The organism is Streptomyces sp. UH6 (assembly GCF_013421635.1).
GTDB classification, from domain to species: Bacteria; Actinomycetota; Actinomycetes; order Streptomycetales; family Streptomycetaceae; genus Streptomyces; species Streptomyces abyssomicinicus.
The window spans coordinates 1-12,083 of sequence record NZ_JACADT010000071.1; the positions used below are offsets into that span (position 1 = coordinate 1).

7 protein-coding genes are annotated in these 12,083 nt (G+C 72.6%); all 7 read right to left on the bottom strand.

What is annotated here, in order from left to right:
• Window positions 1-3,148, bottom strand: a 3,148-nt coding sequence (locus HW445_RS07160) for a hypothetical protein (RefSeq protein WP_180220183.1), incomplete at its 3' end; no start/stop codon positions are given.
• A 168-nt stretch (window positions 3,149-3,316) separates the two neighbouring features.
• Window positions 3,317-3,508 carry a DUF6011 domain-containing protein gene (locus tag HW445_RS07165; RefSeq protein WP_180220184.1) on the bottom strand — a complete coding sequence of 64 codons (192 nt, stop codon included), beginning with the start codon at window positions 3,506-3,508 and terminating at the stop codon, window positions 3,317-3,319.
• 27 nt (window positions 3,509-3,535) lie between these two features.
• Window positions 3,536-4,126 (bottom strand): suppressor of fused domain protein, encoded by a 591-nt coding sequence (locus HW445_RS07170; protein WP_180220185.1) that lies wholly within the window; start codon window positions 4,124-4,126, stop codon window positions 3,536-3,538.
• Window positions 4,127-4,189: 63 nt separating this feature from the next.
• Complete coding sequence (locus HW445_RS07175) at window positions 4,190-5,677, bottom strand: DUF4246 domain-containing protein (RefSeq protein ID WP_180220186.1); 1,488 nt, start codon at window positions 5,675-5,677, stop codon at window positions 4,190-4,192.
• Window positions 5,678-5,925: 248 nt separating this feature from the next.
• On the bottom strand, window positions 5,926-9,792 hold the full coding sequence (locus HW445_RS07180; RefSeq protein WP_180220187.1) for a S8 family serine peptidase: 3,867 nt from the start codon (window positions 9,790-9,792) through the stop codon (window positions 5,926-5,928).
• Window positions 9,793-10,046: 254 nt separating this feature from the next.
• On the bottom strand, window positions 10,047-11,054 hold the full coding sequence (locus HW445_RS07185) for a helix-turn-helix domain-containing protein (RefSeq protein WP_180220188.1): 1,008 nt from the start codon (window positions 11,052-11,054) through the stop codon (window positions 10,047-10,049).
• A 160-nt stretch (window positions 11,055-11,214) separates the two neighbouring features.
• Window positions 11,215-11,967: a VWA domain-containing protein gene (locus tag HW445_RS07190; protein ID WP_180220189.1), complete on the bottom strand. Its 753-nt coding sequence runs from the start codon at window positions 11,965-11,967 to the stop codon at window positions 11,215-11,217.
• Between the last annotated feature and the right edge of the window lie 116 nt (window positions 11,968-12,083).

Consider the following 12,083-nt stretch of genomic DNA (forward strand, 5'->3'; position numbering starts at 1 on the left):
TGTGCGCTTCCGATCTCAGGGGGGGCCGGTACGCCGGGATGCCCCGGCGCAGCTGCCGGGGGAGGGCGGCCTCTCCCTTGGGCGGCAGGATCTCCTTGGCGGCGAGGGGCAGCAGCGCGGTGGGCACGGGCAGGGGGCGGCCGAGTTCCTCGATCCACCAGGCGGCGGCCCGCTCCACGTCCGGGCCGGTGGTCCACAGCTGCTCCGGGTCGTCGGGCAGGAGCTTGTCGTAGAGGGTGGCGGCGCGGTCGGGCCCGAGCATGTCGGTGAGCACGGCGACGGCCTGTTCCGCGTCCTTCCCCTGGATCCCCCAGGCCCTCAGGTCGGCGGAGTGGAGGCGGGGGCGGTGGCCGAGCCGCTGGCCCGAGCGGCTGGGTGTGCAGGGGACGTGTGCGGTCAGCAGCACGGTGGCCTCGGCCGTGGTGAGGCCCAGCCGCTCGGCGAAGGCGGTCGCGAGCTCCGGGCGGGCGGGTGCGGAGCCGTGCTCCCGGTACAGCTGCGCGAAGCGCGTGAACCAGTCGCCGGGACGCACCGGCTCCAGCACGTGGGCCTCGGTGAGTGTCGCGCCGCCCGCCGCCAGCGGGCCGTCCTCGGGGAAGACGCCGTCGGGCGCGTACTCCCACAGGGTCCGCCAGCTGTCCCGGCCGCCGGATCCCAGGACGTGGGCGACGGAGGTGGCGGTGCGGAACACCTCTCCGTCGAACGCGACGGCGCGGCCGCCGCGGTACTCGGGCACCTCGCACCGCACGAAGCGCCAGCGCCCCGGGGCGTCGGTGACGAAGGGGTGGGCCGCGTAGGCGGTGAGCGCCCCGGCCGGTGACAGCCGGCCGGTCTGCCGGGTGGACACGGCGCACAGGACGAGCGGGGCCGCGCACACGTGGGTGTGGCGGAACCCGTCGTCCCTGCGGAGGCGGTCGAAGGTGGTCGTGGGCGTGGTGAGGTCACCGTCCCAGACGGCGGCGGTGCCGTCCGTCGCGAGCCGCACCATCCGGCGGCCGACGCGCGCGTCCGCGTCCTCCGGCGTCCTGTCGGGGGCCGGTTCCTCCTCGGCTTCCACCGGTGTGAAGCGGTGGGCGAGCCGCTCCAGCCCGGCGCGGCAGTTGACGGCCATGACGAGCGAGGAGGCGGCCTCGCTCTGCGACGGGTCGCCCAGGTGCGGCAGCGCCTCGAGGATCGGTCCGCGGTTGGGGCCGCGGACGCCTTCCCGCGAGACCCAGGCGGGCTGGAGGCGGTTCAGCAGCTCCACCACCTGCGGGCGGGCGACGGTGCCGGGCAGCTCCGCCATCAGCAGCGGCACGACGTCCACCGCCGCGAACTCCGCCGCCAGGGCGGCCTCCTTGGGCACCAGGTCGAGTGCGACGCCCGCGTGGACCAGCCGGCCGAGCAGCAGGGCCAGGTCGTGCAGGCCGGTCACCGTGGGGAGCTTCGCCCGCTCGCGGTCGAACCAGGCGCGGATCTCCTCGTGGCCGGTCCGGTTGTCGAGGAGTTGCGGGATCCGGTCCCAGCCCTTGGTCTCGTGCGGCTGGTACCAGCTGTTGGTCCCCAGGTCCTTGAGGGTCATCTCCAGGTCGGCGCGCGCCCGGGCGCGCAGTTCCCGGGCGAAGCGCGGGTCGGCCTGGAGGTGCTCCAGTTGCGGCCGGCGGCCGAGCTGGACGTGGTACGGCTGGGACGGGCCGAGGAGTTCCGGCGGGTCGGCAACCGGGACCGCGTGCTCCAGCAGCAGGTCGATCAGGTCGAGGGGCGTCCGGTAGTGGCTGTCCCGGTCGCCCGTCCGCCGGTAGCGGACGACCACGGGCACGCCGTCGGCCGCCAGCTTCGGGGCGATCCGTTCGGCGATCTCGTACATGACGGGCCAGGTGCCGTTGCCGTCCCTGTTGGTCGTGAGGTTCCTGGTCAGCCAGGCGGCGGCCTCGCCCGTCTCCAGCCCCGGTGCCTCACCGGTGAGGAGCGCGAGCGCGCCGGTGCGCTCCAGCAGGCGCAGCCACAGGCCGCTGCCGGCGAGGGCGCGCCCGGGGCGCAGGTCCAGTGTCCGGCGGGCGGTCCCGGGGGCGTCGGCGGTCAGCAGGTCCACGGCCTGGCCCTTGAGGCAGTCGGCCCAGAACTTCTCGTCGTCGAGCGGCACCTGGCCGGCCGTGAACATCTCGCCGAGCAGCGTGGCGAGTTCCCTCTCGGGTTCCTGGCCGGAGGCCTTGGCGAGCCTGCGCAGGTCGAGGGCGAGCTGTGGGTACACCTCGGACGACGCCCGGATCCGGCGTATCGCCACCTCACGGAAGCGCGGGAGGTCCGCCGCGGTCGCCACGCCCTTGACGGCCGACTCGCGCGCCCAGGCCCGCAGGGTGGTGGCGGAGAGGGCGTCGGACGCCGCGTAGGTGAGGTAGCGGTCCAGCAGCCATTCCTTGTCGGCCTCACGGGCCTGCGTCCGCTCGGCGGTGCGGGCCCGCCCGAACCAGGCGGCGGCCGACGGGCGGTCGCCGTGCCGCAGGGCCAGGTCGGCCATCTCGTCGAGGAGTGTGGTCAGCAGCGCGGGAGCGGTCTCCTCCAGCCCCTGGAGGACGGCGTCGATGTCCTTCTTGAAGACGTAGGCCCAGCCGTGCGTGCACGCCCGCAGCAGGAGGATCTTCTCCGCCGCCAGTTCCTCGCTGCCGGGGTGGGCGGCGAGGACCCGCTCGGGGAAGGGCAGCGCGCCGTCGGAGGGGTCCGGTATGCCGGTGGAGAAGCAGCCGTCCGGCTCCCATTCCTGCCCCCGCATCAGCCGGTCGCGGAAGGGGATGAGCTGTTCGGGGACGAGCTGGGTCAGGGTGCGGCCGCCGAAGCCGGCGTAGGTGCGGGCCCACAGGCCGTCCTCGCCCAGTTCGTCGGTGAGCTGCACGGGCCCGGCTTCCAGCGCCTCCCGCCACAGCGGGTCCTGGTCGGCCAGGGCGCGCGGCACGGCGGTCCCCTCCTTGGCCCACTCCCCCGCCTGGGCGTGGCACGCCTCGCGGTGGGCGCGCAGGTGCGTGCGCGTCTCGTGCAGGGCGCGGATCCCGGGGGCACCCGCCAGCTGGGCGGGGAACTGCTTGAGCTTCCGCCCCCGGGGGTTGCGGTGGACGACCTCCAGATCGTCCGTCAGTTCCGCGCTGTACCCGTCCTTCTCCACCCGTGTGCCCATGTGCCGGCCGCCCCCGTCGCGTCGTCCTGGTCGTTGATCACACGCTACGCCGCGTCACCGACATCGCCCTCGTGCGGGCGATGCGGTGGTGCGGGTGCGGTGCGGGTGCGGAGGTGGTCCCGCGGGCGGTGCGCCGCGGTCACGTGCACCGGACCGGTCCGGCGGACGTCAGAGGCCCGGCAGCGGCTCCTGCTCGACGTCGTGGGACCGGTGCTCGAACCTCCGGTCCGGATCGCACTCCGGCCCGAAGCCTCTGCGGCGCGACTGCGCGTCCCGGAGCTCGGATCCGCACAGGCGGCACCACACCCGCCGCGGCAGGCCCGGCGGCGGGTCGGTGAGTGCTTCCTGCTGATGCGCCATGGGACCAGTGTGACCGGGCCGGCCGCGTCAGACCACCGAGGGTCTGAAGGGGTCCGTGGGCAGGATCTCCGCCGCGTCGAAGAGCCGCTCCAGCGCCTCGTGCCCGTGCCGTCCGCGGTACTCGGTCTCGGCGCGGGTCACCGGCAGGGCCCACAGGATCCGGGCGTGGCCGCCGTCGGGGAGCGGGCAGTGTTCGAGGTCCGGACCGTGGAGGTAGGGGAGGCTGATCAGCAGGTGGTCGCAGGCCGAGCCGGGGACCCACGGCTCACCGATCGGCATGCTGTGCTCCACGTCGAGCCGGTGCCCTCCGCGGTGGTAGTGGGCCAGCATCGCCATGAGGTCGAGGAAGCGCTGGTCGCGGACGTGTGCGGTCATGACGAACTCGAGCCCTCGGCCGTCCTTCTCCGTCGGGGACCGGCAGCCCGCCGTGACGTAGGCCCAGCTGTCGCCGCGGGGGCCGGGCCCGACGACGAGCACGCGCAGGTCCGGCAGCACCTCGCTCCGCTCCGGCCCGAGGTCGTACGCCACGGTCTCGACGACATGGCCCGCGAAGAACGCCCGCACGTGTGCCTCGACCGCCTCCGCCGCCCGGTCGGCCGGCTGCTTCCGCTCGCTCACCGGACGATCATGTCAGAGCGTCCTGTCGGAGCAGCCGGCCGCGGGCCTCCCCTCAGCGGCGGGTCAGTGCTCGCACAGCGAGAACTCCCGCTCGTAGACGTGCTGGTTGTGCTCGTCGACGAAGAACTTCCGCTCCGTCATCAGCTCCTCGCGGTACGCCTTGGCCTGCTCCAGCGTCATGGTCGACGTGTCGGACCAGGGCTGCTGCGGCGGCACGTCGGAGGTAGAGACGATCGTCGCCGACGGGTCGACGAGGAAGAACGCGAGGATCTTGCGGTGCCCCGGCCTGGCGGAGTCCTCGAGACGGAACGGGGCCACGCGGTGCTGGAGGACGTTGGGGAACGCCAGGCAGCGGCCGGCCGGGGTGGGCGCGGAGCCGAGCACCTGGTTCAGCGGGCTCTCGTTCTCCAGGCCGTAGACCTCGTTCATGCCGTCGTCGTCGCTCTGCTCGTACTCCTCCGGCTCCTCGAGCGCCGTCCGGAAGCTCAGCCGGCTCTCGGTGATGTTCTCGCTGTCCCAGTAGTACAGGCAGGTCGAGACGATCCGCTCGTTCTCCATCCCCTCGACGTGCCAGGAGCCTCCCGCGTACTCGGGCTTCTCCGGGGTGAGGTGGATGGTGGCGAGCTTGACGATGACCTGGAGGTTCCGGCCGCGCAGATCGACCCGCTCGGTCTCGTCGGGCAGCGCGGGCGGGACGTATTCCGGCGCGTCCGGGACGTCCGGTCGACGGTTGTCGTACCAGGCGTCCATCGCCTCCTGATACGCGGCGTAGGCCTCCCGGTCCTCGGGATCGGGGCGGGCCGGCTCCGACGAGTCGTACCAGCCGTAGGGGTCGGCCTCGATCCGCAGGGTCTGCGGACGGCGCAGGTCGGTGAGCACGTTCTCGAACAACGGGCGTACGCGTGCGAACAGTTCGGGCAGGACTGCGGCGAGTTCGCGGTGCTCGACCGGGTGGACGTTGTTGACGTACGAGCGGAAGGTGACGTCGCCGTCGTCGCCGACCTCGACGTCCGTGGGCAGCCACTGGAAGCGCTCGGAGAACTCGTACTTCTGGCCCCACCTGTTGTCCCTCTGCCACGCCCGCTCGGGCCCGCCGCTCACCTCGCGCACGAGGCAGAAGAGCGACGGGTGCACCAGGTCGAGCACCTGGCCGTCGGAGCCCGGGTGCCAGTCCTTCTCCGCCTCGGGGACCTCTTCCAGGACCCGCACGGCCTCACGCAGCCTGGTCCTGAGCCCGTCCTCGACGAGGGTGTCCGAGTGCCACACCCCGTCCACGGCGGACACCTCGATGCCGGTCCGTGCGTCCCGCAGCTCGGCGTAACGGGCGAGCTCGGCGAGGACGTACCGTATCTGCGCCTCGGTCAGGCCCTGTTCGACCGCCTCCCGCGTCCATCTGGCGACCACGTCGGCGTCGTTCCTCTTGACGGACCACTCGGGCTTCTCCCGGATGTGCGCGCTGCACTGCATCATCTGGAGCTCCCGCAGGGTGCGGGGTTCTCCGTAGTGGTGATGAGCGGAGAAGGGCAGGGGGAAAGCAGACAGTTCGGTCAATTTCGCTCGGTCCTCACAGTTGATGCGACGGCCCGAACACTACTGCGGGGCACCGACAGACCGCGGGGAACGAACTCGGCCCGCCCGCACCGCTGTTGCCACTCCGACGGAGGTCCTGCCTGCTCACGTCCGGCTGCCCGTCGCGGGCCCGACGGGAGCAGGGGCCTCCCGCCGGACGTCGTGTCCGGCGGGAGACCCCTGCCTGTTGGCCGGCGAGCGCGCCGGGCATACCGCGCGCGCCGGGCGGGCTACTTGAGGGCGTACGCCCGGGTGACGGTCTGGACGGTGCGGTTGCCCGCGGTGTCCCGGACCTCGGCTCTGAGCGTCACGTACCCGTTGGTGTCGGCGACGTCTGGGTGGCGCAGCGAGGCATGGAAGGAGTTGCCGTCCTTGCGCGAGGTCGTGACGTTCCTCCAGGTGGCTCCGTCGTCGTACGACACCGACACCTTGGCGCCGGCCATGTCCGTGGAACCGGTCCAGCCCTTGGCCCTGGAGCCGTCCACGGTGAAGGTGAACGGCTGCCCGGCCCGCGCCTGGTTGAGCTCGTTCAGCGGCAGGTCGTAGTCGAGCAGGATTACGGGCATGGGCTCGCAGACCGTGGGGGTGGGGATGAAGGCCGTGTCGCAGCCCTTGACGGCCATGGTGGTCGGTGCCGCCTGGCTGAAGTTCCACTCGGTGCGGACCTTCTTGCCCAGTTCGACGCCGGGGACGTCGGTGGCCAGGTTCTGGTCGAGCACGTACCGGTAGTCCGCCTTCTCCGGCACCAGCTCGCCGAAGCCGGTGATCGGCTGCCCGTCACGGTAGAAGCTCCAGGTGCCGGTCGCGCCCGTCAGCTGATGGGTGGGCTCGTCGTCGCCGCCGACGCCGGTGGGCGGCAGCTTCTGCCAGACGTCGGCGCGGCAGAACGTGCACGGTCCGAACTCGTACGGGGACGGGCGGACCGGACCGGCGAACCAGCTGCGGGTGTAGGAGGCGCCCGGCCTCGTGTACGTGGTGCGCACGTCCGTCATCGACCAGGTGAAGGAGGTGAAAGCGGCCGCCACCTGGGGCATGTAGGACACCCCGGTTCCGGCCATGACGTAGTCGTCGCGGGTGGTGCCCTGGTAGAGGGGCTGGCCGTCGGTGAGCGCGGTCCACTGCTCGGGTCCCCAGGCCGGCAGGTACTCAGCGCCCAGGCGTCGCGCGCCGTCGGAGCGGTACGTGTTCCTGACCTTGGCGAAGGACTCCACGCCGACGCTCTTGGCGAGATCGGCGGGGATCCGCTGCTCGTCGGTGAAGTGCGGGGCGTAGTTGTAGCCTGCCTCCAGGACGCCCTTCAGGGCGATCCGGACCTTGCCCGCGGCCAGCAGTGCCTTGAGCGCGGCGGCGTCGTCGTAGGTGGCGTGGGCGACCGGAAGTGCCTGGCCCTTGGGGACGCCGCTGCCGCTGGGGCCGGGGTCCGCGGGTGCCACGATCACCGCGACGGCCCCGGCGGCCGCGGCCTTGGCGGCCTGGTCGTCGGCCTTGGTGACGTCGGGCACGGAGACCAGGACGGTCCTGCCCTTGACGTCGGCACCGGCGAAGTCCTGCTCGGTGCCCGCGCCCACGTCGACCAGTGCGGTCCGCTCGGTGCCCTCGAAGCGCTTGGCGTAGACCGAGGTCTTCAGCGGGACGTGCCGGCGCTCGGGGCTGGTGACCTCGAGCTGCGCCAGCGGTTCGCGCCGTGTCAGGAAGGTCTCGAGCCGCAGTGCGCCGGTGGTGGCCTCCGTGCTGGGGATGGCTCCGTACCTGGTGTCGGCCCTGTCGGGGGACCCGTTGATGTTGACCATGTTGGAGTGGCTGTTGACCGTGCCGTCGTCGCGGACGATCTGCAGTGCCACCTGGCCGGTCTCCAGCGGCCGCTTCTCCCCCTCGATCTTCACGGAGGCGTCGGTGGCGGTGGTGCCGTCGACGGTGAAGGTCTGGTCGCGGTCGGCGACCACGACGTCCGGTACGGCGAACAGGTCCGTCGCGTAGGCGACCGGGCCGCCGGTGGGGGCCTCCGAGTAGACCGACCCCTCGACGGAGAAGTGGCCGCGCGGCACCGACAGGGTGACCGTGTCGGCGTCGTAGAGCGTCCGGGTCTCCCAGACGGTGTTGTCCAGCCCGTGCAGGGTGAGCCTGAACGCGTACGGGGTCCTGCCGAAGCGGTCGGTGAGGTTCAGCGTGACGTCGTGCTGCTCGACGGCGGTGACGAAACCGACGGCGGCGTGCACCGACTCGCCGCCCTCGGCGGTCGCGGTGACGGAGCCGCTGTACCTTCCGGGCTTCAGGCCGTTGGGGTCGAGGGCCACGGTGACCTCGGCGGTGCCGCCGGCCGGGACGGTGAGCCGGCCGTCGGACAGCCCGCTCCCCGACAGGGCCAGGGTGCCCGCGGGTACCTCGGCGCCGCTCGCGTCCTTCGCCGAGGCGGCCAGGGTCACGACGGTGTCGGTCGTGGCGCTGTTGCGCAGGGTCAGGGTGCGCAGCCGCTTCTCGTAGGTGCCCTTCTGCCAGGGGATCACCCGGAAGTCGGCGGTCCCGGAGAGCTCCAGCGACGGGTCCAGCGCGGCGGGGACGTCGACCCGGCCGTAACCCTGCTCGTAGGACGTCAGGTCGGCGGAGGACCTGGCGTGGGCGGTCAGGGCCTCCTTGATGCGCTGTCCCGTCCAGTCCGGGTGGCGCTGCTTGAGGATGGCCGCGGCGCCGGCGACGTGGGGGGTGGCCATCGAGGTGCCGTTGGCCGCCGTGTAGTGCTCGTCCACCGGCGTGCCCATGGAGGTGCCGGCGGCGCGGGCGGCGACGATGCCCACGCCCGGCGCGGTGATCTCCGGCTTGACCGCCATGTCGCCCAGTCGCGGGCCGCGGCTGGAGAACGGGGCGATGACGTCGGACTTGTCGACGGCGCCGACGGTGAGGGCCGAGTCGGCGGCGCCGGGGGTGCCGAGGGTGCTGTCGCCGGGGCCGTCGTTGCCCGCGGCGATGACGAACAGGGTGCCCGAGGAGGCGCTGAGCGAGTCGACCGCCATGGTCAGCGGGTCCTCACCGGGGGCGTCGGTGGCACCGAGGCTCATGCTGACGATGTCGGCGTCCTGGGCGACGGCCCACTCCATGCCGGCGAGGATGCTGGAGACCGGGCCCTGCCCGTCGTTGGCGAGCACCTTGCCGATCAGCAGGTCCGCGCCGGGGGCGACGCCCTTGTGCGTACCACCGGAGTTGGCGCCGCTGCCCGCGACGGTGGCGGCGACGTGGGTGCCGTGGCCGTGACCGTCCTGCACCGATTGTCCGGTGATGAAGCTCTGGCTGGCGGTGATCTCGGAGGCGATGTCGGCGTTGGCGAGGTCCGCGCCGGAGTCCAGGACGGCGACCTTGACCCCCTTGCCGTCGTAGCCCGCCGCCCAGGCCTGAGGGGCGCCGATCTGCGGAACGCTCTGGTCGAGGGAGACCTTCGCGATGCCGTCGTACCAGAGCTTGGCCACCCCCGCGGCGCCCGGCACCACGGCGTCGTCCCCGCCACGGGTCAGGCTCGCCGCCGGCTTGACGGCGCGCCAGAAGCCCTTGGCCTCCTCCTTGTCGACGTGGACGGAGGTGAGCCCCAAGCTGGGCATGACCCGCTTGCTCCGGCTGCCGGGCAGGTCCTCGGCCCGCTCCTTCAGCGCGGTGGCCGACGGGGTGCCCCGGAAGTCGACGATCGCGGGTATCTCGTCGGCCTTGGCGTCGCCGTACCCGTCGCGGACCATCCGGCTGACGTTGAACAGCTCACGGTCCACGGTGCCCGAGGCGATGGCGGCCGTGGTGTCGTCCGGGTAGACGTACAGGTCGCCGTTCTGTCCGCTGACGGTCTCGAACGTCTTGGACGTTCCCGCCCCGGAGAGGACGGCGACCGCCTGCCGGCCGTCGTGTTCGGTGGTCAGCGAGACCGTGTCGCCGGTGACCAGGGTCACCACGGCCGTCGTCGCCGGCCGCTTCTGCGACGACGGTCCGCTGTCCAGCTTCTGGGCCGACGGCGGAGCGGCAGCCGCCGCGGTGGGGAGCTGGCTCGTCAGTGACAGGGCGGCCGCCACCGCGATTCCGGAGGCGAGGGTTCTTCGCCGCCCTCCGGGTCGGGGTATCTGCATCAGGCGTCCTTTCGCGTGCTCGGGGACAAGGCGCGCGAAGCCGGTGATGCCGAGAAGGCCCCTACCGAACGTCCGGCCGACGCCGCGCCGACCGGAACGTAGCCTCTGGGGCCGGGCGCCATCCAGAGCCCCGGTGACGTATGCATGCCACCTGGCGCATCAACGCCGGACCGGGGGCGCGGCGGGCGGCGCGACGGCCACCGGGAGCGGCGGCGAGACGCCGAAAATGCCCCGGGCGGGCGGCGGGCCTTCGCCTACCGGGGGCCTCCCGCCTGCAGCGTGTGCACGTCGGAGGTGGTGACCCAGCCACGTTCGGAGGCCTGCCAGCCCAGTTGCAGGCGGCTGGAGGCGCCGGCCAGGTCCATGAGGTCGCGGATGCGCCGGTTGACGGTCCGCTTGCCGACGTTCAGCTGCCGGGCGATCGCGTCGTCCGTCAGCCCGGACAGCAGCAGGAGCAGCAACTGGATCTCCGTGGCCGAGAGTTCGCCCTTGCCGCTCATGGCGGGGGTGCCGTGGCCCAGGGGGAGTGCCGACGCCCAGACGAGTTCGAAGAGCGCGGTCAGCGCGTCGAGCAGGGCCCCTTCATGGATCTGGACCACGGCCCCCGGTGGCCCCGCGCCGTCCGTCCGCAGCGCCACGAGCGCGATGGAGCGGTCGACGATGAGCAGTTTGACGGGCAGTCTGCCGAGGACACGGGCCTGTTCACCGGCCTCCGCGTACTGGCGCATCTCCCCCTGCGCGCCCGCGCTCGCCATCGCGGCGCGGTCGTACACGGCACGGTAGTGAACGCCTGAGGTCAGCTGTGCGAGCTCCGCCGTGTTGAGGTCCTCGTCCACCAGATACGGCGCGGTGTCGAAGCGGAGCACCTCCTGGCACGCGCGACGCTGCATCTGCTCGTACCGCTGCGCGAGCGTACCCTCCGGCACGACCTCGGCGATGTCCTCCAGGGACTCGGCGCCGGACGCCTTGCGGTAGGCCTTCGTGAGCTGCCGCAGGACGGCCTTGGCCGACTGCAGTTCCTGCATCCGCGACAGCAGCAGCGTCTCGCCCGCGATGTCCGGCGGGGCGGGTATCAGCTGCGGGGGCAGGTCGTCGGTGACGGTGACCAGCCCCTTGTCCGCGAGCCCCACCAGGATCCCGTCGAGCTGTCCCCCGCTCATCCCGAGCGACTGCCCCACCCGGTCGATCCGGCTCCGGCCGGACCCCGCCAGCAGGTGGTACACCCGCGACTCGTCCGCGCTCAGGCCCAGAGCCTGCAGCATGCAGTGTCCTTTCCTCGCCGGCCGTGCGAGCCGCTCCCGGGGCGGCTGCCACGGAACGCCGTCGGCGCCGCGGCCGTCGTCGCACGGCGGGGACAGCGATGTTATGCAAGGAGCCTGCGAAAACAGAGGGAGGTCCACTCTGTGACACCGGAGCGCCCGGTCACCCGGTGCGCCCGGTCACCCGGTGTGCGTCTCGGCGGACGATGCCCTGGGCCCGGGCGGCGCGGAGCCAGGCGGGGAACTCGCCGACGAGGCGCTCGTAGAGCTCGTCGTCGGAGATCTTCAGCGGGTCCTGCCCGGCGTGGAAGAAGCCGGCGTTGTCGACGACGCGCTTGCCCGGCACGGCGAGTTCGTCGAGCTTGCGCAGGAAGTCGAACTGCTTGCTGTGCGGGTCGCCGAAGCCGACGAACTGCCAGAAGAGGGGCAGCCTGGCCGCCTTGCAGACGTAGCGTTCCGCGGCGGGCCGGCTGATCGGGCCGCCGTCGGTCTGGAAAACCACCAGGGCGGGGGCGGTCGCGCCGCTGTCGAGGTGGTGGTCGATGACGGCGTCCATGGCGAGGTGGTAGCTGGTCTTCCCCATGTGGCCGAGTCCGGCGACGATGCGCTCGACGGCGCCCTCGTGGTGGGCGAGGTCGATCCCGGTGACGGCGTCCACCTCGGTGGAGAAGAACACGGTGGGGACGACGCCGTCGTCGTCGAAGTGGGCGGCCAGCGACAGCACCCGGTCGGCGAGGGCCTGGACGCTGCCGTCCTTGTAGTACGGCTTCATCGAGCCGCTGTGGTCGATCACGAGGTAGACCGCGGCGCGCTCGTCCCCCAGCCCGTGGCGGGCGACCGTGCGCCCCGCGGCCTTGTACAGGTTCACCAGCGCGGGCGCGCTCTGCTCGACCTTGGTCAGGCTGATGGCCGGCATGCCGCTGCTCCCCTCCCCGGGCGCCCCGCACCGTGCCGGGGAACGCTCCTGCCGCGAAGGCTACGGGACGGCCGCGGTCTCCGGCACGGCGGACGGCTCCGCCCCGCTCCCCAGGC

What these genes read in the sequence shown, in the direction of transcription:
- HW445_RS07185 (WP_180220188.1), bottom strand. Translation starts at nt 11,054, where the DNA reads ATGCTGCAGGCTCTGGGCCTGAGCGCGGACGAGTCGCGGGTGTACCAC.
- HW445_RS07180 (WP_180220187.1), bottom strand. Translation starts at nt 9,792, where the DNA reads ATGCAGATACCCCGACCCGGAGGGCGGCGAAGAACCCTCGCCTCCGGA.
- HW445_RS07190 (WP_180220189.1), bottom strand. Translation starts at nt 11,967, where the DNA reads ATGCCGGCCATCAGCCTGACCAAGGTCGAGCAGAGCGCGCCCGCGCTG.
- HW445_RS07165 (WP_180220184.1), bottom strand. Translation starts at nt 3,508, where the DNA reads ATGGCGCATCAGCAGGAAGCACTCACCGACCCGCCGCCGGGCCTGCCG.